Here is a 25,562-nt window from a genome sequence, read left to right as displayed (position 1 = left end):
ATATTCTACTGGTGTCAAGAGGGAATTGCACATGAACGATACGCGCCCGATCCGCGCCAAGAGCGGCACCAATCATGAAGGCACCAGCGCCCATAACCGGCGAGTTATGATCGATGCATTGCGCATCAATGGAGCGCTTTCACGGGCGGATCTGGCGCGCGCGACGCGGCTGACGAAGCAGACGGTTTCCAACATCATCGACGAACTTGAACGCGACGGCCTAGTGACATCGCAGCAGACGGTCCGCAGGGGGCGTGGGCAGCCTTCGACGCCCTATGTTCTGGTCCCGGAAGGTGCATTTGCGATCGGCCTGCAAATCGACCGGCACATGACGAGAGCAATTGCCGTCGATCTCATTGGAAATGTGCTGATCCGGCTGGAGGCGAAGCTTCCCTCGGGTGGACCGGCGACGGGCGCAAAGGTCGTACTCGATCTTGTTGCTGATGTCCGGCAGCGATTGGCGGAGGTCGCGACGCAATCCGAGCAGCGGCTAGTCGGCCTCGGTGCGGCGATGCCAGGCCCCTTCGGCCTAGCCGGCAACGGCGACGATCCCTGGATGATGGAGGCATGGCAGAAGTTTCCGTTGCTTGAAACCCTCGCCGTCGGCACCGGCCTCGACGTCAGTATCCAAAACGACGCCGCCGCGGCGACGATTGCCGAACGAATGGTCGGCGCGGCGCACGGGCTGGATCACGCGGTTTGCCTCTATGTCGGCTACGGCATCGGTGCCGGCCTCATTCTTGGCGGCGAGCTCTATACCGGCGCGAACGGCAATGCCGGCGAAATCGGGATGGCCTTGCTTACGGTCGGAGGCAAGTCGACCCCGCTCGAGCATCGCGCGTCGCTCGCTTCACTCTATCAATATCTGTCTCTCGATCCGGCCGATCCGGAGCTTTATGCCAAGATCCGTGATCTCGTATCGGCCGATGACCGCAGGATCATTGAATGGATCGAAGCCGCTGCCTCGGATCTCAGATGGAGCGTGCATCTAATCGAAACCATCTTCGATCCGCAGACCGTCATTTTATGCGGCAGCGCACCGCGGATTTTGGTGGACCGGCTCATAGCGGCCATGGGGCCGTTGCTGCCGTCGATCGCCGAGCGTCGGGATCGTACGGTTGCGCGCCTGCAGATCGGGATAGCCGACCCTTGGTCCGTCGCACTTGGAGCGGCCGCCGGACCGATCAGCCGGGAATTCGATCCCCGCTATGCTGCGATTTTGAAAGACTAAGCATCCACAGCTTTAATCGATTAAAATAAATTCAATCGTTTAAACTTTTTAATGCTGTGATTTACAAAGCATTTCTCCCGTGGCATTCAAAGATCATCAACGTCAGGGAGAACTCGATGCAAGAGCGTGAAACGGTGCGGAAGGAAATACCCGTGCATGTGGTCGATCGTCTGGAAAACGAGTGGCGGGTGATGCAGGCCGAGCGCTCGCCGAAGCTCGAGCCGGAGATTGAGGGAGCCGATAAGATCGCCTCCGCACCGGCCAACGGCCTCAGCACACGCTAAGCACCACCGCGCATAGCTGCGTCGATCCTCAGGGTGGGCAGACTCCATCTTAAATGCTTTGCGCTTGGGATCCGAACCGGTCGGGTCCCGTTTGGCCTCCCATTCCTTTATGCGGACTTTGCGAGCGCATAAGAAAGAGGCTCTTCGTCAGACAGAGCTGAATGATCCGGCTGGTCGAGGACCGCTTGGCTGACGGTGTCGACGATCGCGTATTTCTCGGCCTGATAGTTCCAGTATTCCGAGACGAAGTTTCGGGAGAGCCAGAAGCTGCTTTTGCCCGGAGCGCCGGCCCAGCCGACGCTTCCGAGTTCTGTCGCCTGCTTCAAGAGCCGCTTCAGGTGAGTACTCGAAATCATGAACTGGCTCTGGATGACCTTCGGCGAGATGGGGTCGATCAGGACCCTGTCTGAGCCTGGATCAATCTTGCTGATTCGGGAGATGAGATAGTCCATCACGACGCCGCCGGAGGTCGCCCAGTTGAACAGAGCGAAAGTTACTCCGGGATTCTGCAGGCTTTCGCTATCCAGGATCATCTTGGCGATCTTCGGCTGCATTCGCAGCACCGAAGCGGGATCGGCGGTCGTCCTCGCCATCCTGTCGCCGCCGTCCAGGGCATCCAGAACCAGCAGATGCGTGTAGATCCAGCGGGCCATATATTCGCGGGTCGTTTCGGTGGGCTCAAGCAAGATGATGCGGCGGTCGGAACCGCCGGCGATCGGCCGAACGAAGCGGTAAGCAATCATTTCCTTCAGGAATGCCGCCGCCGTATTGCGGCTTGCAATCTTATGCTTGACCGCGAAATCGACAAACCTGCCGGTGTAGAGCGCCGGGGTGGGATCATCCGGATAGCCGAGAAAGAGAGCATAGCCAGCATGCGCCAGAAGCCATCTTTGCTGCGCGGCAAAGATCGAGGCTATGCGCGGATTCTCGTCGTAGATCGCCATCAGTTCATGCGCGCTATGCAATATAGCGGACAGAAAATGTTTATTTTGACTGAGTTCTTTTGCCGTGAAGGCCATAAGTGCCAACATTCTTTCAATAATTCAGGATCGGCCGGATCATCGGCTCGATATTTAATTAATGGTATTCTTTAAATACCAAAGTTTTGTTTGGCTTGTCGACCGCGAAGCAGGCGTCGAAAACCAGGGGGCGGTCAACTCTGCGCGAGCATTATGTCGGCATCCGCCAATGCAAGGGCCGTCATATTGCGATCTTATCGGAATGATCGAGCTGCCTTGCTTCTTTCGGGATGTGCTGCTAGTGACCCCCGCATAGCTTTGAAAGGCTCAGATATCCGGTCGCAGCCCACCCGGTCAAAACAAGGGACCTCAAATTATGAAGACTATCGTCATCTGCTCCGGCGGATTGGACTCCGTTTCGCTCGCTCACAAGATCGCAGCGGAACATCAACTCATCGGCCTCGTCTCGTTCGACTATGGCCAGCGGCATCGTAAGGAGCTGGATTTCGCTGCCGCCTGTGCCCAGCGGCTTGGCGTACCGCATCACATCATCGATATCACCGCCATCGGCAGGCACCTGACCGGATCGGCCCTGACGGATAACGTCGAGGTGCCGGACGGACACTATGCCGAGGAAACGATGAAGGCGACGGTGGTTCCGAACCGCAACGCCATTATGCTCGCCATCGCCTGCGGCCTTGCCGCCGCGCAGAAAGCGGATGCCGTCGCCGTTGCCGTTCATGGCGGCGATCATTTCATCTATCCGGATTGCCGGCCGGGCTTCATCGACGCGTTTCAGCAGATGCAAAACCATGCCTTGGATGGCTACGCCAGCGTTTCGCTCTATGCGCCCTATGTCACCGTCTCCAAGGCCGACATCGTGACTGACGGCGCGAAGAACGGCACGCCGTTTGCCGAGACTTGGTCTTGCTACAAGGGCGGCATTCGTCACTGCGGCCGCTGCGGCACCTGCGTCGAACGGCGCGAAGCCTTCCATCTCGCCGGTGTCGAAGATCCGACAGAATATGACGATCCAGACTTCTGGGTGGCGGCGACGGCAGGCTACTCGGCCGAGGAGGTGAAGTAATGTTCCGCATCACCAAGCAATTTCACTTCTCCGCCTCGCACCAGCTCGCCCACCTTCCCGCCGATCATCAATGTGCCCGGCTACATGGGCACAATTATATCGTCGAGGTGGAGCTTTCTGCCGCCGAACTCGATTCTGACGGGTTCGTCCGCGACTATCATGAGCTTGCGCCACTGAAGCGCTACATCGACGAGCATTTCGACCATCGCCATCTGAACGAGGTTCTCGGCCATGACCGCGTGACGTCGGAATATCTGGCCAAGCATTTCTACGACTGGTGCAAGCAGCGCCTGCCCGAAATTTCGGCGGTGCGCATCAGCGAGACGCCGAAGACCTGGGCGGAATACCGGCCATGAGCGAGGCGCGCGAAACCACGATCCGCGTCAGCGAGATATTCGGGCCTACAATCCAGGGCGAGGGGATATTGATCGGGCTTCCGACTGTGTTCGTCCGGACCGGGGGGTGCGATTACCGCTGTTCGTGGTGTGATACGCTGCATGCGGTAGACAGCGAATATCGCGATCAATGGCAGCCGATGTCGGTTGACGAGATCTGGCAGGAGGTGACCCGGCTTTCCGGAGGCAAGCCGCTAACGGTTTCGCTTTCGGGCGGCAATCCCGCGATTCAGCCTCTCGGGCCGCTGATCGCTCGCGGCCATGCTCAAGGCTACAGGTTTGCGCTGGAAACGCAGGCGAGCATCGCGAAGGACTGGTTCGCCGATCTCGACGTGCTGGTGCTAAGCCCCAAGCCGCCTTCGAGCGGCATGGTGACGGATTGGGATGCGCTTGCCGACTGTCTCCGTCAGGCGGGGGCGAGACCGCAGATCGCCTTGAAAATCGTCGTTTTCGATGACCGCGATTATGCTTATGCGCGCGATGCTGCCGCCCGTTTTCCGCACCTGCCGGTCTATCTGCAGCCCGGCAACCATACGCCGCCTCCGCCTGAAGCAGACGACGCATCGATCGATATCGACGGCATCATGGATCGAATGCGCTGGCTAGTGGACAAGGTGACATCAGACAGATGGTTCGAAGCTCGGGTTCTGCCGCAGTTGCATGTCCTGCTTTGGGGGAACAAGCGCGGCGTTTAGTGCCGGCTCTGTTGGGCGCGCAGAGGCGGTATTGCCTAGAATCGGTCGAGCCCGGCAATCGGGGTACAGTACCGGTCTCCCCAGGTGAGCGCTGCTGAAGAATTCGGCTAGCCGCATCATCGGATAGGTTGTGTATAATCTTTTCCACGAAGATTAGGCGAGAATATCAGCGGTAGATTTCGCCCGATTTTTGGCCAAAAATAACCCGTCAATAATTCAGGCTATGCCGATTATACTCAGAAAGGATGATGGGACGTTCGAGATTATCCTATGGTAAAACATGGATAATCTTGGAGGGTCGGATGTTGTATCCGCGTGACACCGTGATCGCTGTACTGGGCGTCATGCTGCTCGCGCCCTTGCCTTTGACAGCCGCCGAGAAGGTCGGCCAGGCGGTGCTGATCAAAACCGAGGTCACGGGCCAAGGCGGCCCGATGGAGGTCGATGATCCCGTCCACCGGGACGAGCAAATTCGCACCTCCCTTTCCGGCCTTGGACAGTTCACATTTCGGGATGGCACGAAACTGGCTGTCGGAGCCGGCTCCTCTGTCGTCATCGACAAATTCGTCTTCGATGACTCGGGCTCTGTCAAAAAGCTGACCGTAAATGCGGCGAAGGGTACTTTTCGCTGGATGAGCGGAAATTCGAACCACTCGGCCTATCAGATCGTGACTCCCGCCGGTACGATCGGTGTGCGCGGGACGGTATTTGATTTCTATGTCGGTTCCAACGGCACGACGGCGGTCGTTCTGTTGAGTGGCGCGGCGCAGTTCTGCGGTGCGGGCGGCTGCAAGCAGTTGAAGCAGCAATGCGACTGCGTCGTTGCCAAACGCAACGGTGAGATCAGCGATCCGCGCCGGGTCAACCGCGACGTTCTCAAGACGCTAGGCAATCAGCGAGCCTTGCCGTTCCTCTCCGGCGATCAACAGCTTTCAGGACGAATGGGCTTTGTCGGCGGCGGCGGATGCGGCCTGTCGACGGCGATGAAAGATCGGCCCAACGGCATATCGCCGCGCAGCGTTCCCGCGAATAATCCCGCTCCGGCACAGCCCAATACGCCCAGCGCACCGAGCCCGCGGGCCGAGGCGCCGGCTGCGCCAAGTACGCCCGAAACACCCAGCACGCCGAACACTCCAGACCCGCCAAGCACACCTGACAAGCCGGGTAAACCTCACGAGCATGACAGGGACGACGGCAAGCATCACGGTCACCACGATCATCACGGCAAAGGCGACCACGGATGGGGTGATCACAGCCGAGGCGACCAGGACGACGATGGCGATGATGATGGCGGCGACCACGGCGATCATGGCGATCACGGCGGCGGGCATCACCATCGGTAGCGCAGACGGTGTTGCGGGCGATGGCTGCAAATTCGGCTAGAGGTCGGCCGCCTTGTCTGCAGTTTCGTCGATGAAGTGTCCGGCTCGGCGCGAAATCTGGCCGTAAAATTCCTGCAATAGCCCTGTCGCCACGACCTGCGCCTTGAGCTTTGTGGCGCTGACGAGTTTGCGGCTGCTCGTCGAGCGTGTTCGCAGGGCAGCGACAAGCCGCCTGTGCATGGCCCAAAGTTCCACAAAATCGGCCGATCTTGCCAGGCGCGCATCGCCGACCACCGCAAAGAGTTTAGTCCGCATGCTCTTACCTTTCAGGGTCAGCGCTCCCGCCTCGAGCAGAGCGCAATCGGACAGCAAGCTCGCTGTCGGCTCGGATACCAGAATGTCGAAATTGATGTCCTTGCAGGCGGATTCGATGCGCGCGGCAATGTTCACGGCATCGCCGACTGCGGAGTAATTGAAGCGCGTCTCGGCACCCATGTTGCCGACGCAGGCAAGCCCGGTATGGATGCCGATCCCTATCCTGACCCGCCGTTCGTCCCCGAAACCGAATGCGTCGCTGTTATTGAGGCGAGCGAGTGTTTCCCGCATGCCCAGTGCCGCCTGCACGGCCTTGCCGGCATGGTCGGAGACATCGACGGGAGCGTTCCAGAAAGCCATGATCGAATCCCCGATGAACTTGTCGAGCGTGCCGTCGTTGGCGATGACATGGTGGCTCAGCGCGTCGAGCAGCGTGTTCAGGAATGCGACGAGGGCGGTCGGGGTCATCTCCTCGCTGATCTGGGTGAAGTTTCGCACATCGACGAACATGACGGTCAGCTCGCGCTCATCTCCTCCAAGGCGCAGGGCATTGCGCGTATGTTCGATGCGATAGAGCAGCGACGGCGAGAGATAGTGGCCGAAAGCCCGCCGCACGTCACGTCGTTCCCGGTCGGTCACGAGAAAGCGAAATGCCGTCGCGGCGAAATGCGTGATCGATCCGGCGACGATCGGTGCCAGCGGGTCGAAGAGAAGTCCGCCGTAGAGGAAGGCAAGCCAGGAGGCGACAAGGGCAAAAAAGGTAATCAGCAGGCCGCAGCCAAGTGCGACCGCCGGATTGACGAAGGTGGTGAGGATCACCAGAAGGCTGCCCAAGACGGCAATCGACAGGATTTCCATCCCATCCGCCCAATCCGGCCGGGAAAGGAAACGACCTGAAAGGATCTGCTCTACGATTTGCGCATGAATGGAGACACCCGGCACGTTTTCACCAAGGGCCGTCGTGCGGACATCCTGGAGGCCGGAAGCGGAGGTTCCGATGAAAACGATACTGCCTTCTACCGCGCTTCTGATATCGGGGGAGGGGGCTTCGGGCGCGAGTACCTTAGCTGCCGAAATATACCGTTCCGCGGTGTCGGGGCTGACATAGAGCCAGAGCTCTCCCGCTGCCGTGACCGGCACCACGAAGTTGCCGATTTTGACCCGGGTCAGCGTATTCGGCGTGTTGGGTGCTGCGTCGAGGACGTAGGTGGAGGCTCCCTGTGCGACACGGAGCGCTTCAAGCGCAAGATTGGGGTAAAGCTGTTTGCCGTCGCTGAGGAAAAGCGGAACTGCGCGCACCACCGCCGATGATGCGCCGGGATTGAGGCTGATATGACCGAGGCCCGCGGCATTGGCTTCCAATTGCGGCTGCAGCGGCGTCGCCGCCTTGATGGCGGGCGGCGCACCGAAGGGGCTTTCGCCCGTATAGGCAAAGCCTGCCTTGACCGGCGGCAGATAGTTCCCCTCGTTGGAGAGACCAAAGCCCAGCACCACGGGCTTTCCGGATAGCGATTGGGAAAAAATCTCATCATTATCCGGGAGTTTGCCCAGCAGCGAGGGGTCGATACCGGAGACGTCGCGAACGACATTGCGAGGAGACAGGCGGTCGGGCTCGGCGAAAAGGACATCGAAAGCGATGGCGGACGCGCCCATATCGGAAAGCTTGTCCACAAGGGCAGCAATCCGGTTTCTCGGCCAAGGCCATTGACCGAATTCGCGTAGGGACGCTTCGTCTATGTCGATGACCCGGACAGGCTGGTTCTCGAAGGTCCGGGGCACCAGGCGCTGATACTGGTCGAATGTCAAATCGCGGGCGAGCCGTAGCAATTGAGGATCGCTTGCCCGCAGGGTCGTCAGCGCTGTGACGATCGCCAGGCCGATAACGACGCCAATTTGCTGCGCGCGCGTCACCATTACGGTGTCAGTCCCTTTGCCCCACGTCCCGGCAATAAGTAGCAATTCAGAGAAATACAAAAATCTATTGATCCGCTGCTGCGCCGAGGAAGAATATGCTGCCTTGTTCCTGGGGGCGATGCAATGATCAAAGTATCTGAGGAATACCGAACAGGATTTTTGCGCAGTCAGCTAGCATGAGGCTGGCTCGGTGGCCGCCCTCGCAATCATCTAGGGCTTTTGATGAAGATGGTCGAGAGTGGCGGCAGCCGAAGAGATAGCGAGGCGGGGCGCCCGCTCAGCGAAGACAAGGCCGCCGGCAGCGCCCCGTTCACCAAGCCGGTGCCACCATATTCATGTGCATCGCTATTGAACTCCTCGATCCATATCCCTTCGGTCGGAACGCCGATGCGATAGTTGTCGCGCGGAACGGGCGTAAAATTCGACACAACAAGGATCGAATAGGAGCGGTCTTTCGGAAACCGCAACATCGCGAAAACGGAATTGGCCGCGTCGTCGACCACCGCCCATTCGAATCCTTGTGGATCAAGGTCGCCGAACTGCAGGGCTTCCTCCCTGCCATAAAGGCCATTCAGATCTCTTACCAGACGTTGCAAGCAGGCGTGTCGCGGCTGGTCGAGGACATCCCAGGTCACGGATTGATCGTGTTGCCACTCGCCCCGCTGGGCAATTTCCCCGCCCATGAAAAGAAGCTTCTTGCCCGGATAGCCCCACATGAAAGCGAGATAGGCCCGAAGATTGGCGAATTTCTGCCAGGTATCGCCCGGCATTTTCGTCAGAAGCGAGCCCTTTCCGTGGACCACTTCATCGTGGGAGAGCGGCAGCATGAAGCGTTCGGAATAGGCATAGATCATGCCGAAGGTCATGATGTCATGATGATGGCGGCGGTAGACGGGATCCTTCGACATATAAGTAAGGCTGTCATGCATCCAGCCCATATTCCATTTGATGTCAAAGCCCAGGCCGCCTTGCTCCGGTGGCTTTGTCACCCCGGGCCATGCCGTGGATTCCTCGGCGATCATGACTGCGTGGGGGCATCGTTGATGAATGATGCTGTTGAGGTGCTTGAGGAATTCGACCGCTTCCAGATTCTCCCGTCCGCCATATTGATTGGGTATCCATTCGCCTTCGTTGCGGCTGTAGTCGCGGTAGAGCATCGATGCCACCGCATCCACCCTCAGGCCGTCCACATGGTAGCGCTCCAGCCACTCCAAGGCGCTGGCGATCAGGAAGCCTTTCACCTCATTGCGGCCGAGATTGTAAATCAGCGTGTTCCAATCGCCGTGGAAACCTTCCCGGGGATCCTCGTGTTCGTATAAGGCGCTGCCGTCGAAGCGGGCGAGGCCCCAGACATCGGTCGGAAAGTGCGCGGGCACCCAGTCCAAGATCACACCCAGGCCTGCTCCATGGCACCGATCGACAAAATAAGCAAAGTCTTCCGGTGTGCCGTAGCGTCCTGTCGGGGCGAAAAGGCCCAGAGGCTGGTAGCCCCAGGAGCCGCCGAACGGATACTCCATGATGGGAAGCAACTCTATGTGGGTAAACCCCATGTCATGCGCATAGGGGACGAGCCGCTGGCTGAGTTCGATCCAATCGAAAGACCTGTTGCCGTCCTGAAGATTTCGAAGCCAGGAACCCACATGCACTTCGTAGACCGAGACGGCCCCTTCCAGGCCATTTCTCGATCGTCGGGAATGGATCCATTTGTCATCGCTCCAGCGGAACGGCCTTGAGGAGGCGACGATGGAGGCGGTGGAAGGAGCAGCTTCGCTCGCCCGCGCCACCGGATCGGCTTTCTGTGGAAGGCGGGTGCCGTTTGCATCGATAATCTCGAACTTATAGCGCTCGCCGGGCGTCAGCCGGGGAATGAAGATTTCCCAAACGCCCGCGGGCGCCCGCAGGCGCATTGGATTGCGCCGGCCGTCCCAGGAATTGAAATCTCCAACAACCGAAACCCGTTGTGCATTCGGTGCCCATACTGCAAAGCGAACGCCGGCAATGCCGTCGATCTCCATGGCGATGGCGCCGAGGGTCCGGCTCAGATTGTAATGGGTTCCCTCGGAAATCAGATGGAGATCGAGTTCGCCGAGCAGAGGCCCGAAGCTGTAGGGATCCTCAGTCGTTTGAACCGCGTCCGGCCACTTGATCCGAAGGCAATAGTCCATTTTTGAAGCAATGGCGGCGGCAAACAATCCAGTGGGGTGAACAAGCTGGCAGGCCGTCAGGACATGGCCGCTCGCCGTGTCGATGATATCCACCCCATCGGCGCCGGGCATGAAGATACGCACGATCGTGAATATGCCGTGCTTATGGATTCCAAGGATGGCAAACGGATCGCCATGGCGTCCTTGCATCAGCGCCGCAATCGCGTCGTGTCCGATGTCGGCGAGAAGATCGGAGCGTTCGATATCCACTAGCGAGCCTCCATAAGATTGGACAGGATGCCCGAAAGTCCTGCCAACGGAATGGGCAGCCATTTCGGTCGGTTCCGTGCCTCGTAGGCGACTTCATAAGCAGCCTTTTCCAGAAGAAAGGCGTCGAGAATCCTGCGCCGCTGTTGGGGCGGCATGGACAGTGCAGCCGACGCCGAAATTGCTTCGAAATAGGCATGCAGAAAAGCCCGTTCCGCATTCCCGGCGAAACGCGCGATGGCCTTCCGCCGACGCTCGTTCTCGTGCTCGATGACCGCATCATTGTCGAGGTCGGCGGTCGCGGCGAGATAACTCAGCGACCGCAACAGTCCGGCCACATCCCGCAAGGGACTTGTCTTGGCCCGGCGCTCGGCAAGGTTCCTCGCGGGCTCGCCTTCGAAATCAATGATCACCGCATCGCCTTCGCTGACGAGGATCTGGCCGAGATGAAAGTCGCCATGCACGCGTGTCATGAGCGTGCCGCGGACGCTTTCGGCCAGCATATCGGCGAGGTCGATAATCGATGCCTGGCGCTTCAGAAGCGGCCTCGCCAGCGCATCGATATCCGGATCGGCGGTCTCATCCAGTTCCGCAAGCTTCGATAGGGCATAGGAGACTTCGCCGGTGATTGCTTTCTTCAGCAATGCGACCTCGGCATCGGCCGCAGTGACCGGTTTGAAAGCCTCCTCCTCGGTACTTTGGGCGAGAACCACATGCAACTCGCCGAGCCGCTGACCGACCATGCCGACGAAGTTCGTCAGCGACTGGAAAAAATCGTCGCGCGGCTGAGCGGCCGGATCGCTCAAGGCGAATTCGTCGGCGGCGCGACGAAGATTGCTCAGCATCCAGTTCCAGGCGTCGCCCTGGTTTCGGATCGCGCCCTGGACGATGAGGAGAGTGGATCGGCGTCCGCCGGAATCCGTATGCGCAACCTCGCCCAGGAAGGGGGCAGTGTGGTCATAGCCGGCCCGGGTCAGAAAGCGCGTCATCTCGACTTCCGGATGCATGCCGGGAAAGATATGCCGGATCAGTTTGATGATGACCAGGTCGCCGATGATCAGCGAACTATTCGACTGCTCTGCCGAGAGCCAATGGATCGGCATGTCAGCGGTCATTTCAAGATGATCGAGCTGATCGGTACCGATGAACTCTATGGTTCCCGTGCGGCCGGTGGTGTGGGACCGTTCGCAAAGGCCACGCACGATCCCGCGCGCCATCGCATCCACGGCAAACCCGTCCGTCAGGAAGCCGACGCGCCGGCCCTGGCGGAGCCTGCCCAGCGCGAGCTGCTGGGCGAGTATGGGGGGCTGTGTGTCATCCCACGCCACGGCAAGCGGAAGCTGGTACGATTCCATGTGATCCGGAAGCGTCGCCTCCAATTCACCGAGCACGACACCTTCGGCAAACGGAATTGGTGTCGCAGAAATCAGCCGGGCCGCCTGCAGCGTCTGGTCTTTCGCCCCAAACCAGCGACGCTTGGCAAGATAGGCCGGCAGGATCTCGGAATTCAGGATGTTCGCATGCCTGGGCTCGTCCACCAATTCCAGCAGGTTCCGGCGGATGACCATCGTCAACAGGTCGGGGAGCTGCTCGGGAGGGGCTGTCCGCCAGGCGGGCCCATCCGCATCGGCGACCAACTGGAACCAGAAGAAGCCGTAGGGCGGTAGCGTCAACAGGTAGGTCAATTGGCCAATGGGCGGAAATGGCGACATGCCCGTCAATTCTATCGGCACGCGCGCCTCGAATTGCGACAGGTCGAGTTCCACGGCCTGCGGCAGCCGGGAAAGATTGGCAACGCAGAGAATGGTTTCGTCTTCGAATTCGCGAAGATAGGCAAGAATCTTACGGTTGTCCGGCGAGAGGAAACGCAGCGAGCCGCGTCCGAATGCCGGATGTTTGCCACGCAGCGCCAGCATCCTGCGCATCCAGTTGAGAAGCGAATGGGCATCCGTGCTTTGCGCCTCGACGTTGACGGCTTCAAATCCATAGAGTGGATCGGCAATCGGCGGCAAAACGAGGCGCGCGGGGTCCGCACGCGAAAACCCGGCGTTGCGGTCGAAAGACCACTGCATCGGGGTCCTGACGCCGTCCCTGTCGCCCAAATAGATATTATCGCCCATGCCGATTTCGTCGCCGTAATAAATCACCGGCGTTCCTGGCATGGATAGGAGAAGCGCGTTCATGAGTTCGATGCGCCGGCGGTCGCGCTCCATCAGCGGCGCAAGGCGCCGGCGGATGCCGAGATTGATGCGCGCGCGCTTATCGGAGGCATAAGTTTCCCAGAGATAATCGCGCTCGGCGTCGGTGACCATTTCGAGCGTCAGCTCATCGTGATTGCGCAGGAATATCGCCCATTGGCAGATGTCCGGAATTTCTGGCGTCTGGCGCAGGATATCGGTGATCGGAAAACGGTCTTCCTTGGCGATCGCCATGTACATGCGCGGCATCAGCGGGAAGTGAAACGCCATATGGCATTCGTCGCCGTCGCCGAAATATTCGCGCGTATCTTCCGGCCATTGGTTCGCCTCCGCCAGCAGCATCACGCCGGGATGGGTCGAATCCAACGCCGCGCGTATCCGCTTCAGAATCGCGTGGGTTTCGGGCAGGTTCTCGTTGATCGTGCCTTCCCGCTCGACGAGGTAGGGGATCGCATCCAGGCGAAAACCGTCGATGCCCGTTTCCAGCCAAAAGCGCATCACTTTCAGCAATTCTTCCATCACCAGGGGATTGTCGAAGTTCAGATCCGGCTGGTGCGAGTAGAACCGATGCCAATAATAGGCGCCGGCGACCGGATCCCAGGTCCAGTTGGATTTTTCGGTATCGACGAAAATGATGCGGGTTTCTGAAAACCTCTGATCGGTATCCGACCAAAGATAAAAATCGCGTTCGGGCGACCCAGCCGGCGCTTGGCGGGCACGCTGGAACCAGGGGTGCTGATCCGAGGTGTGATTGATCACGAGTTCGATGATGACGTGGATATTGCGCTGATGGGCGGCGTCCACGAAGGCGCGAAAATCCTCCATCGTCCCGTAATCCGGACTGACGTTGCCGTAATCGGCAATGTCATAACCGTCGTCGCGGCGCGGCGAGGGGAAGAAGGGCAGCAGCCAAATGGCGTTGATTCCAAGCGCCGCGATATGGTCGAGCTTTTGATGCAGCCCCGCAAAATCGCCGACGCCATCATTATTGCCATCGTAGAACGATTTGATATGGAGCTGATAGATCATCGCATCCTTGTACCAGAGCGGATCGCGTTCTCTGTCGCGCTGCATCGTATCCATTCATGCCTCCCTTGACCGGACGCGCCAGATCGCGAAGGGCAGGCTTTGTGGATCAAGCCTGATCCTCTGCCGTTTGCCGGTCCAACTGAAGCGACCGCCGCCGATGAGATCCTCGGCGTCCAACGTGCCGCCATCCCCGAGTGACCAGTGCCAGAGCGGTATGTCGATCTCGCTCTCCTGCGGATGATCGGGATCAAGGCTGATGGCGACGAGCAGGACGTTGTCGCGGGCAGGGTTCGCTTTTTCGAAAAAGAGAATGTTTTCGTTGGGTGCGTTGAGAAGCGTTAGCCCCAGATGCGAATGCAATGCGCTGTTTTCGCTTCTGATCCGGTTGAGCATCCGGATTTCGGCGATGATGTTTCCGGGCCGATCATGATCCCAGGCGCGGATCTCATATTTTTCGCTGTCGGCATATTCCTTCCGCTTGGCGTCGGGACGTCCCTCGCAAAGTTCAAAGCCGTTATAGACACCCCAAAGACCTGAAAGGGTTGCCGCGAGCGCGGCGCGGATCAGGAAGGCCGGGCGAGGGGCATCCTGCAGAAAATCCGGATTGATATCATGGGTGTTGACGAAGAAATGCGGGCGGAAAAAATCCTTCGCGGTTGTCTGGGTGAGCTCCCGCATATATTGCTCGAGTTCCCATTTGGAATTGCGCCAGGTGAAGTATGTGTAGGATTGGGAAAAGCCGAGCTTTGCGAGCCGGTACATGACTTTCGGCTTGGTGAACGCTTCCGAGAGGAAAACCACATCCGGATGACGCGCCCTGATATCGTCGATCAGCCATTCCCAGAAAGGAAACGGTTTGGTGTGGGGATTGTCGACCCGAAACAATTTTACGCCCTGATCCACCCACAACTGGACGACCCGCAGCAGCTCGAGCCATAGCCCGGGCACCGAATCCTTCGTGTAAAAATCGACGTTGACGATGTCCTCGTATTTTTTCGGCGGGTTCTCGGCGTAACGGATCGTTCCATCCGGCCGCCAGTCAAACCAGCCCGGATGCTGCTTCAGCCACGGGTGATCGGGCGATGTCTGGATGGCGAGATCGAGCGCAATCTCGAGGCCATGATGCTCGACCGCTTTGATCAGGCGACGAAAATCCTCGAAACTGCCGAGTTCCGGATGGATGGAATCGTGGCCGCCATCGGCAGAGCCGATGGCATAGGGGCTTCCAGGGTCGTCGGGGGCCGCCTGCAGGCTGTTGTTGCGGCCCTTCCGGTTGGTCGAACCGATCGGATGGATCGGCGGGAAATAGAGCACATCAAAGCCCATGTCGCGAATGGCGGGCAGTCTGGCGATAACGTCATCGAAGGTGCCATGCCTGTCTGGATCGCCGCTCTGCGACCGCGGGAAGATTTGGTACCAGCTTGCATATGCCGCGCACTTCCGCTCGGCATCGACTGCGCTAGCCTCCGAGCGAACCCGGAATGGCCGCTTGTCGGCTCGCGCCATCAGATCGGACGTATGCGCATTGAGCAGAATTGAGGTCCGCTCCGCCTGGGAGGAGAATTCCAGTTTCTGAAACAGGGCCTGCAGCTCGGCTCGAAGGGTGCCTTGCGCCTCCGCAAGCGCTGCACGAATGAGGTTCATTCCTTCCTGAATCTCGAGCTTGAGATCGAGCCGTGCCTCGTTCTTCTTCGCTAGCTCATAGCGAAAGATCGCAAACAGGCTCCTCCAGGCTTCGACTGCAAATTCATACCGGCCGACTCGTTCCAGCGGGAATTCGGCGCGCCAGCGATCGTTCTCGACCAGCCGCATTTCCGCCTCGCTCCATGCGCTCGCATCCATGGAGCGCCACATCAGAGCCGCGGCGATCGGATCATGTCCGTCGGCGAAGATGTCAGCTTCGACGGAAACGATGTCGCCGACAACCCGCTTGACTGGAAATCGTCCATCATCGACCCGCGGCATGATGTTTTCGATTGCCAGGCGCGGCGAAGCGGTTGCCTGTGCAATGTCGAGCGTTGGGGCGATCGTGATGGGCGTCGATGCGGTCGCCTCGAACGTGATGATTTCTCCCGCGCGCAGGCGAAAGGTCGCATCAACCCCATTCGAGAAGGGGAGAAAGCCAGACGCCGCTTCCCGCAGCGCCATCAAAGGCGCAGGCGCACTTTGCCGAAGGTCCCGGTTGAGGAGGATGATCTGTATACGGTCGGCGTTCCGCAGATCTTCTTCGTTTGAATGAAGGAGAGCCAATACCGGGCTTTTTGCGCTGCGGATGAGAGAAAGCGACGAATGAAATCTCGCGCCGTTCGTGCCGATTTGCGTGTTGGCGGCGCGAATCTCGGAGGAGATATCGAAGGTCAGGTCATGGCGAAGACCTCGCAATCCCGATCCGTCTCCATGGGTGGGATCGAGCGGCAGCGCGGCGCCATATTCGAATCCCATTGGGACCATGAGCCCGCCGCCCAACGACGTGGCAAGCCGCAACGCCCTTATGGACCGGCGCTCGCGTATTTCCCGGCTTTCCGTGCCGTGGGCCATACGTTTGGCAAAGGGCGGCTCTGGAAAAGCGATTTGCCAGCCAAGCGGCTGCTGGACGCGATGTTCCTCGATGAACCACCTTTCGTCGAAGTCCCACCAGGCCATCGATGAAAAGCAGCCATTGAAGCCTGCACCGTCCAATCCAGCTCGCGCCTCGAAGGCGGTACCGGGCGTCCAGGCAAAGAATTGCACATTCGGCGCCTTCTCCCGGACCGCCGCGATCAAGGATCGCCATAGCTCCGGGGGCACCCGATCGGTGCCAAGGCAGCGATAACCCGATATTCCAAGCTGGGTCAGCGCCTGCAGCCGTTTTGTCCACTCCGCCAATAGCTGCGATTGCTGATCTTCTGCGGCGAGGGTGACAAGCGAGCTGCGCGCGTCCAATGGCGAGAGCCTCGGATCGAGCGGGCGCGTATCCTCGGATGCGTCGCGCGCCTTCCTGTCGAGCACGAGGTCCATCATGAGCGCCATGCCGCGCTCTCTGGCCGCCAGCGTCAAAGCTCTCAAACCATCGACGAGAGATGTTCCAAGCGAGAATTCGGGATCGAGATTTTCGAAATTCCGTGGCGCGAACACGCTGTCGCCGCCCCGCTCGAAAAGAGGTGCGGTCAGAACTGTATCGAAGCCGATGTTCTTTGCGTGGTTGAAGACTTCGCGCCAGGCATCGATCCCTCTGAGAAGCAGGGGATTGACGTAGTAAATCTGGGGTGGAGTGCTCGGCAACCCCTCGTTCGCAGTTGATGTCATCGCCGCTGCTCACGTTGGTTCGACATGAGAGTTCGACATGACAACTTTCGCCGCCGCCGCTTTGTTCCCTTTTTTATGCCGCCAGATTGGCTCGCCGACATGTTCTCCCTTGAAGCAGCATGATGCCTCTTCAGAACGTCGTGCCAGATTTTCCCGCGTCTATAAGCAGTTACCGAATTCCTTGCTGCGGTAAGGAAAGCGCCACTCAAAGGCGAAAAAATGCTCGATACCGAGGGTCCCGCACGGTCACGAGAATTCGTTCATTGGAGGGCGGCTTTGCACCAGTCACATTGGAAGACCAGGACAGGCTTTAAAAAACCCTTCAGCCGCCGGTGGGCCGCATGTGCGAAGAAATCGGCGGTGCCGTACTCCCGAAAAATGCTTTCCGACACGAGGATCTGGTCTGCAGAGGCCGAGGCGCACAATCGCGCAGCAAGTTGAACGGTCGAGCCGAACAAGTCATTGCTGTCCTCGACGGGCTCGCCACAATCCAATCCGATGCGTATATGAAGCGGCTCAAGGTTGCCCTGATTGTAAAGCTCGAATTCCTGCTGGATCGCTATTGCGCAATCGACGGCTGCGGTCGTTGAGACGAACGTCGCCATGATGCCATCGCCGGTATGTTTCACCTCGCGGCCTGAAGAACGGGCAAGGCATCTGCGAACAATGGCGTCATGAGCCCTCACCAACTCGGTCGCCATGCGGTCGCCGAGACGTGATGTCATTTCGGTCGAGCCGACGATATCGGTGAAGAGAATTGCCCGGTGGGCAGCATCCATTGCGACTGAGGACTGTCCTGACGCCGGCTCGGGATCGTGAATTCGGCCGAGAAATGCCTCGACCGCCGACAGCGCGACTTCGACAACTTCTGCGGCGATAAAGCCATGTGCCTCGCGGTGCACGCATTGAGCCGTTTCCATATCGGGCGCGTCCATCAGGCAAAATGCAGTTCCGCGCCGCTCGTCGAACCAGTAGGTGAGGAACTTAACCCCATACTGATCTTGAATGTCGAGGTCCTTACGATGCGCTTCGGCGATATCGGCCGCTGTGACCCCCGCAAGATCATGCCGGTCCATGAAGATAGCCATTCTGTGCCCCGCTGGAATCTCCCCATGTATATTAGTTTACCCTAAAGCTTTGTCGTGGCCCATATCATCCTTACAGGTGACGGACGGAAAGGATCTGATGGAGCGGTCGCCGCGGCACGGCGCGCATTCCTGCGCGCCGATCGTTTGGCGATTTATCAGAGGGCTGCTACCGGATGCGGCGATCCGTCGTAAGCGCCCCAGACCGATTGATCGAAACAGATGACCGAACCGGTCATGAGGCCGGATTCGGCCGACGAAAGGTAGGCGCAGGCGCGGGCCACCTCTTGTGGGTCGACCAGACGGCCGAAGGGCTGGCTCGCCGCTGCCTTTTCCAGCCAGTCGGCGGGCGCATCGTGATATTCTTTCTGGATCCGGTCTTCGCCTTCAGAGGCCATCCAGCCGATGTTGAGGCCGTTGACGCGGATACGGTTGCGCAGCAGCGCGTAAGCGGTGTTTTTCGTCAGGGTTTCCAGCGCGCCCTTGGAGGCGCAATAGGCGACGATGAAAGGCTGGCCGGCCTTGGCGGACATCGAGCCGATATTGACGATCGTGCCTTCGATCTTCTCGCGCCGCATAACCTTGACGGCTTCCTGCATCAGGAAGAATGGCGCCCGGACATTGACGGCGAACATGGCATCGAAAAGCTCGGGACTGGTGTCCAGAATGGTGCCGCGATCGGTGATGGCGGCGGCGTTGACCAGCGCGTCGACGCGACCGAAGGTCTGGTCGCAGACATGCACGACGTTACGTGCCTCTTCGACATTGCCAAGATCGGCTTTGACATAGACGACCTTTGCGCCTGTTGCAGCCGAGATCTCCTCGGCCTTGGCCTTGCCTTTCACCTCGTTGCGGCCGCAGATGACGATGCCCTTGGCGCCGCGATCGGCAAAGAGACGGGCGATGGTGGCGCCGAGCCCCTGTGTGCCGCCGGTGACGATAGCGATCTTGCCGTCGAGACGGCTGTGGTCTGTGCTCATGTGGTTCCTCCCGGAAATGGTCTATTACGATATGCGGAAAGCCCCTCGCGGATGCGAGAGGCCTCATCTTGTTGGACGCGTCTTCGGTCCTGTCAGGTCAGCTTCTTGTCCGCCTGTTCGGCAAGTGCTTGGCTGAAGGCCTCGCCGCTCCAGTTCCCTTCCAGCGCCTCATGCATCAATTGCGCCTGCGTCTTCGGCGCGAGGCCGCCGATGGGCGGGTCGCGGTCTAGATTGGTGGGGAAGGAATAGCCTTCGGCACAGGCGGCAATGGCATTCGACACTTCCGCCGCGGAGAGCTTGCCTGCCGATTTCAGTTCCTTCAGCGCCGGAAACAGGCGTGCGCTCATGCGTTCGCGATTGACCGTTTCCATGGCGCGGCCGAAGGCAGAGGAAACCTGCAAAAGGTTAGCCACGCGCTTGATATCGGCCGAGCGGTTGTTGCCGGCCGCGTGGAAGAGGGCAGGGTTGAAGAAGACGACATCGCCCTTTTCGAGCGGAAGCTGAACATGGTTGCGATCGAAATAATCGCGGAACTCCTGGCGCTTCAGCGCGAGATAGCCGGGCACATAGGTCTGGCTGTGCGGCAGGAAAAGCGTCGGTCCGCTTTCGAGCGGCATATCGCAATGGGCAACCGCGCCCTGCAAGGTCAGAACAGGTGAGAGCCTGTGCACATGGGCCGGAAACTGCTCGATCACCTTCGATGTCTGGAAACCGAGGTGGTAATCGCGGTGAGCGGACTGCGCCTCGCCGCCGGGGTTGACGCGATTGACCTGCGCCGTCATCTGGTAGTTTGGTCCGAGCCAAGCTTCGCTGGCGATGGCGACAATGGCATTGCCGTAATATTCCGCGAAGTTGGCGGGATCGGCGAGGCAATGTTTTTCCAGCGAATTCCAGATGCGGTCATTGGCGCCGGGCTTGGCGAAGTGGTCTCCGCCGCCGGTGGCCGTGCGATGCTGTTCCTTGATGATGTCGTCGAAAATCGTGCTGGCGCGATCGATGACGGAGAGATCCTCATAAGCGCGCTTGAAGACGACAACGCCTGGACCTTCGCCGAAGGCCTCGCAGATTTCAGCGAGCACGGCGCGACGGCCTTGAGGATCGGCAATGTCAGCCAGAACCTTGCGGCTGTCGTAGATCAGGACGTTTTTCTCGACGTGATCGGCGGTCGGATAGTCTGAAAGCGCGGTGGTCTTCTCAGCCAGCGCGCGAAAATCGTCGAGGTCACAGGCGTCCTCGGTCAGCCAGACGCGGTCGGCGCGCTGCTTCTGAAGATTGTCGGTTTTCATCAGATGTTCCTCCATCCCTGATGGAGGCACTATACGGCAGATGCCGGTGTGTTATAGATCACAAATCCATCAAAAAACCATCAGAATGAAACGCGTGTCACATCCATTTCTCGTCAAGGACATTGCTTTTCAAGCCGGACTCAGCACCGCCACCGTCGACCGGGTGCTGAACGGACGGGCAGGCGTGCGCCGGCAGACAGAGATGCGGGTGAAGGCGGCAATTGCCGAGCTGGAAAAGCAGCACGCAAGTGTTGCGGTCAGCGGGCGGACGCTGGCGATCGACATCGTCATGGAGACACCGATGCGTTTTTCCGATGCCGTGCGCGCCGCCTTCGAAGCAGAGGTCGCAACCTTTCTGCCGACAGTCTTCCGCTGCCGTTTTCATTTTGCGGAAGTCATGAAGCCGCTTGAAATGGTGCAACTGCTCGATCGAATCCGGCTGCGAGGCACCCACGGGATTGTGCTGAAAGCTCCTGACATTCCCGAGATTGCGGCTGCGGTCGAGCGTGCGGCCAAAACCGGCATCACCGTCGTTACGCTGGTGACGGACCTGCCAAATTCTTCGCGCGCGGTTTACGCCGGCGCCGACAACCGTGCCGCCGGCGAGACGGCGGCCTATCTTGTCGGGAATTACTTCGCTGGGGCCGCCGCCCGGGTGCTTGTAACGCTGTCGAGCGGCCGCTTCCGTGGCGAGGAGGAGCGGGAGATCGGCTTTCGCCGCGTCCTTCGCGAGCGTTATCCGCAGATCGGTGTTGCCGAAATAAGCGAAGGTCACGGCGCCGACGCTGCCACTGGGATGCTTGCCGCCCGCGCCATCGCGGCGGATGCGACGATCAATGCGGTCTATTCCATTGGCGGCGGAAACAGGGCCGTACTCGCCGCCTTCGAGGAGGCCGGAAGGAACATCCGCATTTTTGTCGCGCATGATCTCGATGCCGACAATCGGGCTCTACTTGCCGCGGGTAAAATCGATTTTGTATTGCATCACGACCTGCGGACAGATGCGCGTTCGGCATTTCGAGCAATTATGAGCGGTGTGGTGAAAGAGCGCGTGGCGCCGGCTGTGCTGTCGGCGGTGGAAATTATCACGCCCTACAATATGCCTGCGGGCAACTGACGCGTCGGCGTTTTCCCGCTCAGCGTCGCCCTCCCACTTCATCGATGTGATAGAGAAGGTCGGCCGGATCTTCATAGACGCGGATCGCCCCGGCATCCTTGAGTTCTTCGCGGCCATAGCCGCCGCTCAGCAGCCCGACCCCGAGCGCCTTGCAACGCGTCGCCGCAAGCATGTCCCAGATGGCGTCTCCTACGACAATAGAATTTTCTATCGCAACCCCGAGGGCTTCTGCTGCGGCAATAAACAGGTCCGGGTCGGGCTCGGCGTATTTGACCTTGTCCCGGGTGATGATCGGGAATGCCGTCGGGTCGATCCCCAATGCGGCAGTATTGACCGCTGCCGTCTCCATGCGGCCGCTTGTGGCGATCGCGAACGGAATTCCGGCGTCCGAAAGCCATCGAAGGAGCTCGCTTGCGCCGGGAAGAGGCCGTATCTGGGTGCCGAGACGGTGATAGGCATCGGCATGAAGTTGCCGCAACCGCTCATTTTTCTCGTCGGTTATCTCGATGCCGGTTTCGCGGAGCAACTGATTGGTGAACAATCCGCCGCTCATTCCGATTTTTCGATGGATGCGCCATATCGAGAGCTCGATACCTTCGGCATCCAAGGCTTCTTTCCACGCCAGCACGTGCTGATAGACGCTGTCCACCAGCGTGCCGTCAAGATCGAATAGAAAGGCATGTTCAATGCGCATGGAACTCTCCTGCCCCAGATCTAGGGGAGGAGCGAAAGGCATCAATGGAAACTGGCGGAAAAGCCTTCCGCGGCTATGGGCAACTACCGCTTATCGCTCTCCAGCACCTGCAGCATGGCGGCAATGTAGCCATAGGTAAAAGCAAAGGCGGTGTTTTCCGGATCGCGCCCGGAGAGGCGCGGCACATGATCCGGCATGATCATATATTGGTAGCCGACCTCGGCGTAGGTTTTGAGCGATCGCCACATATCCATGTCGCCTTCCTCCGGAAAGGTCTCCATGAAGGAGAGCTTGCGGCCGCGGATGTTGCGAAAGTGGACGTTGAAGAGCTTGCCCCGCTCTCCGAACCAGCGGATGACGTCGAAGATTTCCTCGGCCGGATTGTCGAGCATTTCGCCGACCGTGCCCTGGCAGAAATTCAGCCCATGGTAGGGGCTCTCATGCATCTGAACGAACTTCTTCAGGCCTTCGACGCTGCCGAGAACGCGTGTGACCCCGCGATAGCCCGGCGGCGTATAGGGATCGTGCGGATGGCAGGCAAGACGCACTTTGCAGGCTTCGGCGACCGGAACGACGCGTGACAGGAAATAATCGATGCGCTCCCAATTCTCCTCCTCGCTGAGGATGCCGGCGATCGAAGGCGGCGCATCGTGATCGGCCTTTTCCCAGCGAAAGGCCTCGTTTCTCGATCCGCCGCGGCCGGTTTCCATCTCCGTACGAGGGATCCCGATGATATTGAGATTGTATTTGACCGAGGGAATGCCGACTGCGGCGGCATTCTCGATCAGGCGGCAGATGGAATCGATTTGGCGGTCACGGTTCGGTCCGGCCGTCAAAATGTCCGGGCTGTATTGCCGTTCGATCACGTTCGAGCTCATCGGGAGCTGGATCATATCGAGAATGAGGCCGAAGCTCTCGATACGGTCACGAAGGGCCTTGAGAATATCAAGCGTCCAGTCGTGCGGATTGCCATCGGGATCGGCATTGACGTGCCTGACGCCCAACTGTGCCATGACCCGGTAGTCATCATCGTCCCGAGCCTGAAACTGCGTACCGACATACATGTGAAATCCTCTCCTCGAATCTCGCCAATGCTAAGCAGCGGGAAGGCAAATTCCTCCCATCAAATCGCGTTCGCGGCAATCCGCCGCGGCTGGAGCAGGCAAAGACTTCAAGCGGCATTGGGAGACGAATTCAGCTTCCTTAGTGGATCGTACTGAGCACTGTCGGGCTTGCGGCAAGATTGTCGACAAGCACCGTTGCCGCATAGCAGGCGACGATTAGTTGAGCTGAAAAGCTCAATACAGGTCTCCAGTCGCGGGCAGGCCGAGATCGATTGTCGGTTGCGATGGAGCAGGTCTCGGCCTCAAGCGGCGCAGCCTCCAGGGTTTTGGCGCCGGAAGCCAGAAGCACGAGAATGTTGAATATGATGAACTGGCGCGGGCTCGCCCCGATAGTGCAGAACATGAGATTGCAGCACAGACAGGCGGCGCAAAGGTAGACACGTTGCTGCTTGCCAAGAAAGCGCTTTAAGGCGCTCAATCCATTCAAAAATCGTCCTGGATTGCTCCACCTGGCATAGCGGATCTGTTTCATATCCTGCCTCCCTGCTCGAATCAGGCAGGCCAAGGAAACCAGCTTTCGCCGGCCGCATGTGTTGCATTGTATTACGGCAAATTCTTTTAGTTTGCGGCGGTCAAGCCCCTTGGGCGCGGGCTCAAAGGATGAGCCACGCCGCTGCAACAAAATGAAACAAGATACAACACTGCTTTACATCGAAAAGCTCTATGTTTGACCCGAATTTGAATGAGAGGTCACGAGATGCTTTTGGATTCTCCTTCACAGCATGGTCGGGCGGATGTGCTGATCTGCCTCGACAATCAGCAGGTCGCCACGCGCATCGGCTCGGTCCTGTCCGCGCGCGGGCTGACGGTTGCCGCCGTTCCGGCGTCCGGCATGGATGCGGAATTCGAAACGAAGGGCTGCCAGGTTGTCGTGACGCATACAGCTATGATCGGACGGGTGCGCAACCGCTTGCGCCTGCCGGTGGTCAATGTCGAGGCGTTCATATTCGAGCGGCCGGATCATTCCACTGAAGGCGCCCCGAAGCAGTTCGACGGCGCCGCCTTCGTAAAACGTGTCCTGACGGTCATGAGCGACGCCGAACGGCGATCGACGCGATGACAGCGCAAGTTTCTACAAGCGCTGTTGGGTCTGCTTGTCGAAGAAGTGGATGCTCGGCGATTTGAGGGAGAGTTTCACCGTCTGGTCCGGCACCAATTCCGCGCGCTCGCGCATGACCCATGTCAGTTCGCGCCCTTCCAGATCGAGGGCGACATGGGTTTCCGAGCCGGTCGGCTCGACGACGGTGACCTTGGCCGGCACTCCGCCATCCGTCGCAAAGGATATGTCTTCGGGGCGAATGCCGACGATGACATCGCGGCCGCCGGCCTGGGCCGGAGCCGCCAGGAGCTCGATTGCGGTGCCGCTCGGGAGCGTAAGCCTCGGATTCGAGCCGCCCGTCAGCCTGCCTTCCAGGAAATTCATTGCGGGGGATCCAAGGAAGCCCGCGACGAAGACATTTCTTGGCCGGTCGTAAAGCTCGAGCGGCGTTCCGATCTGCTCGACTTTCCCACCCTGCAGCACGACGATCTTATCGGCCATCGTCATCGCTTCGATCTGGTCGTGCGTGACATAGACGATCGTCGTCTTCAGCCGCTGATGCAACGCCTTGATTTCGGCACGCATCTTGACGCGCAATTTGGCATCGAGGTTGGATAGCGGTTCGTCAAAGAGGAACACTTTCGGATCGCGTACGATGGCGCGTCCCATGGCGACGCGTTGGCGCTGGCCGCCGGAAAGTTGGGCGGGCTTGCGGCCGAGCAGGGGCTGAAGCCCGAGGATCTGCGCCGCCTCGCCGACTTTTCGGTCGATCTCCGTCCGCTTTGCGCCGGCCAGTTCCAGCGCAAAGCCCATGTTCTGGGCAACTGTCATCTGCGGATAAAGCGCATAGTTCTGGAAGACCATCGCGATGTCGCGGTCCTTGGGCGGCAGGTTGTTGACCACGCGGCCGCCGATCGAGATTTCGCCGCCGGTGATTTCCTCCAGCCCGGCAATCATCCGGAGAAGGGTTGACTTGCCGCAGCCCGATGGCCCGACGAGAATGACGAATTCGCCGTCCGATATATCGACATCGACGCCATGGATGATATCCACCGCTCCATAGGATTTCCTGACGCTTTTGATGCTCAATCCGGACATGAAATTCCTCCTGT

At 59.3% G+C, this 25,562-nt stretch carries 20 protein-coding genes; 8 read left to right on the top strand and 12 right to left on the bottom strand.

The annotated features are described in order from the left end of the window. The first annotated feature begins 31 nt into the window (after nucleotides 1-31). Nucleotides 32-1,231, top strand: a complete 1,200-nt coding sequence (locus ACXHXG_RS26950; RefSeq protein ID WP_260304241.1) for an ROK family transcriptional regulator — start codon at nucleotides 32-34, stop codon at nucleotides 1,229-1,231. 116 nt (nucleotides 1,232-1,347) lie between these two features. After that, nucleotides 1,348-1,515 carry a hypothetical protein gene (locus ACXHXG_RS26945; protein WP_260304240.1) on the top strand — a complete coding sequence of 56 codons (168 nt, stop codon included), beginning with the start codon at nucleotides 1,348-1,350 and terminating at the stop codon, nucleotides 1,513-1,515. A 107-nt stretch (nucleotides 1,516-1,622) separates the two neighbouring features. On the opposite strand, the gene ACXHXG_RS26940 is transcribed toward ACXHXG_RS26945, so the two are convergent. Next, the gene (locus ACXHXG_RS26940; RefSeq protein WP_457901404.1) at nucleotides 1,623-2,534 is read right to left on the bottom strand and encodes a hypothetical protein; all 912 of its coding nucleotides are present in this window, start codon (nucleotides 2,532-2,534) and stop codon (nucleotides 1,623-1,625) included. 316 nt (nucleotides 2,535-2,850) lie between these two features. Here ACXHXG_RS26940 and queC point away from each other — a divergent pair, with 316 nt between their 5' ends. From queC to ACXHXG_RS26920, 4 genes are all read left to right on the top strand, one after another. Continuing rightward, nucleotides 2,851-3,561: a 7-cyano-7-deazaguanine synthase QueC gene (queC, locus tag ACXHXG_RS26935; RefSeq protein WP_285169807.1), complete on the top strand. Its 711-nt coding sequence runs from the start codon at nucleotides 2,851-2,853 to the stop codon at nucleotides 3,559-3,561. Continuing rightward, nucleotides 3,561-3,917, top strand: coding sequence for a 6-carboxytetrahydropterin synthase QueD (gene queD / locus ACXHXG_RS26930; protein ID WP_260304238.1), 357 nt, complete (start codon nucleotides 3,561-3,563; stop codon nucleotides 3,915-3,917). Before queC ends, queD begins: the two co-directional genes overlap by 1 nt. Beyond that, a complete protein-coding gene (queE, locus tag ACXHXG_RS26925; protein WP_457901319.1) occupies nucleotides 3,914-4,651 on the top strand; it encodes a 7-carboxy-7-deazaguanine synthase QueE in 738 nt (245 codons plus the stop codon). The genes queD and queE overlap by 4 nt, the downstream gene beginning before the upstream one ends. 302 nt (nucleotides 4,652-4,953) lie before the next feature. Next, entirely contained in the window at nucleotides 4,954-5,994 is a 1,041-nt protein-coding gene (locus ACXHXG_RS26920) for a FecR family protein (RefSeq protein WP_285169805.1), read from the top strand. Between the two features lie 36 nt (nucleotides 5,995-6,030). Here the strand turns inward: ACXHXG_RS26920 and ACXHXG_RS26915 are convergent, their stop codons facing one another. The 7 genes from ACXHXG_RS26915 to ACXHXG_RS26885 all read right to left on the bottom strand — a co-directional run bounded on the left by ACXHXG_RS26915 (nucleotide 6,031) and on the right by ACXHXG_RS26885 (nucleotide 20,476). Beyond that, a complete protein-coding gene (locus ACXHXG_RS26915; RefSeq protein ID WP_457901318.1) occupies nucleotides 6,031-8,202 on the bottom strand; it encodes a CHASE2 domain-containing protein in 2,172 nt (723 codons plus the stop codon). Between the two features lie 206 nt (nucleotides 8,203-8,408). Continuing rightward, nucleotides 8,409-10,616: a 1,4-alpha-glucan branching protein GlgB gene (gene glgB / locus ACXHXG_RS26910; protein WP_457901317.1), complete on the bottom strand. Its 2,208-nt coding sequence runs from the start codon at nucleotides 10,614-10,616 to the stop codon at nucleotides 8,409-8,411. Further along, on the bottom strand, nucleotides 10,616-13,894 hold the full coding sequence (gene treS / locus ACXHXG_RS26905; RefSeq protein ID WP_457901316.1) for a maltose alpha-D-glucosyltransferase: 3,279 nt from the start codon (nucleotides 13,892-13,894) through the stop codon (nucleotides 10,616-10,618). Before treS ends, glgB begins: the two co-directional genes overlap by 1 nt. Continuing rightward, nucleotides 13,895-17,125 (bottom strand): maltotransferase domain-containing protein, encoded by a 3,231-nt coding sequence (locus ACXHXG_RS26900; protein WP_457901315.1) that lies wholly within the window; start codon nucleotides 17,123-17,125, stop codon nucleotides 13,895-13,897. It abuts the gene before it with no gap. A 260-nt stretch (nucleotides 17,126-17,385) separates the two neighbouring features. Then, on the bottom strand, nucleotides 17,386-18,213 hold the full coding sequence (locus ACXHXG_RS26895; RefSeq protein ID WP_104827262.1) for a nickel-binding protein: 828 nt from the start codon (nucleotides 18,211-18,213) through the stop codon (nucleotides 17,386-17,388). Nucleotides 18,214-18,368: 155 nt separating this feature from the next. Then, a complete protein-coding gene (locus ACXHXG_RS26890; protein ID WP_283051803.1) occupies nucleotides 18,369-19,190 on the bottom strand; it encodes an SDR family oxidoreductase in 822 nt (273 codons plus the stop codon). A 92-nt stretch (nucleotides 19,191-19,282) separates the two neighbouring features. Beyond that, entirely contained in the window at nucleotides 19,283-20,476 is a 1,194-nt protein-coding gene (locus ACXHXG_RS26885) for a phytanoyl-CoA dioxygenase family protein (RefSeq protein WP_457901314.1), read from the bottom strand. Nucleotides 20,477-20,570: 94 nt separating this feature from the next. Between ACXHXG_RS26885 and ACXHXG_RS26880 the strand changes: the two genes are divergently transcribed. Further along, a complete protein-coding gene (locus ACXHXG_RS26880; protein WP_457901313.1) occupies nucleotides 20,571-21,593 on the top strand; it encodes a LacI family DNA-binding transcriptional regulator in 1,023 nt (340 codons plus the stop codon). A gap of 19 nt (nucleotides 21,594-21,612) precedes the next feature. Here ACXHXG_RS26880 and ACXHXG_RS26875 read toward each other — a convergent pair whose 3' ends face one another. From ACXHXG_RS26875 to ACXHXG_RS26865, 3 genes are all read right to left on the bottom strand, one after another. After that, complete coding sequence (locus ACXHXG_RS26875; RefSeq protein ID WP_457901312.1) at nucleotides 21,613-22,287, bottom strand: HAD family hydrolase; 675 nt, start codon at nucleotides 22,285-22,287, stop codon at nucleotides 21,613-21,615. Between the two features lie 83 nt (nucleotides 22,288-22,370). Beyond that, complete coding sequence (locus ACXHXG_RS26870; RefSeq protein ID WP_457901311.1) at nucleotides 22,371-23,351, bottom strand: mannonate dehydratase; 981 nt, start codon at nucleotides 23,349-23,351, stop codon at nucleotides 22,371-22,373. Nucleotides 23,352-23,490: 139 nt separating this feature from the next. Continuing rightward, on the bottom strand, nucleotides 23,491-23,883 hold the full coding sequence (locus tag ACXHXG_RS26865; RefSeq protein ID WP_283051793.1) for a hypothetical protein: 393 nt from the start codon (nucleotides 23,881-23,883) through the stop codon (nucleotides 23,491-23,493). A 225-nt stretch (nucleotides 23,884-24,108) separates the two neighbouring features. On the opposite strand from ACXHXG_RS26865, the gene ACXHXG_RS26860 reads away from it, so the two are divergent. Then, complete coding sequence (locus tag ACXHXG_RS26860; protein ID WP_457901310.1) at nucleotides 24,109-24,471, top strand: hypothetical protein; 363 nt, start codon at nucleotides 24,109-24,111, stop codon at nucleotides 24,469-24,471. A 12-nt stretch (nucleotides 24,472-24,483) separates the two neighbouring features. On the opposite strand, the gene ACXHXG_RS26855 is transcribed toward ACXHXG_RS26860, so the two are convergent. After that, nucleotides 24,484-25,548: an ABC transporter ATP-binding protein gene (locus ACXHXG_RS26855; protein ID WP_457901309.1), complete on the bottom strand. Its 1,065-nt coding sequence runs from the start codon at nucleotides 25,546-25,548 to the stop codon at nucleotides 24,484-24,486. Nucleotides 25,549-25,562 lie beyond the last annotated feature (14 nt).

The sequence above is a fragment of the Rhizobium sp. LEGMi-198b genome, from assembly GCF_054114205.1.
This window is presented reverse-complemented; position numbering and strand designations above follow the sequence as displayed.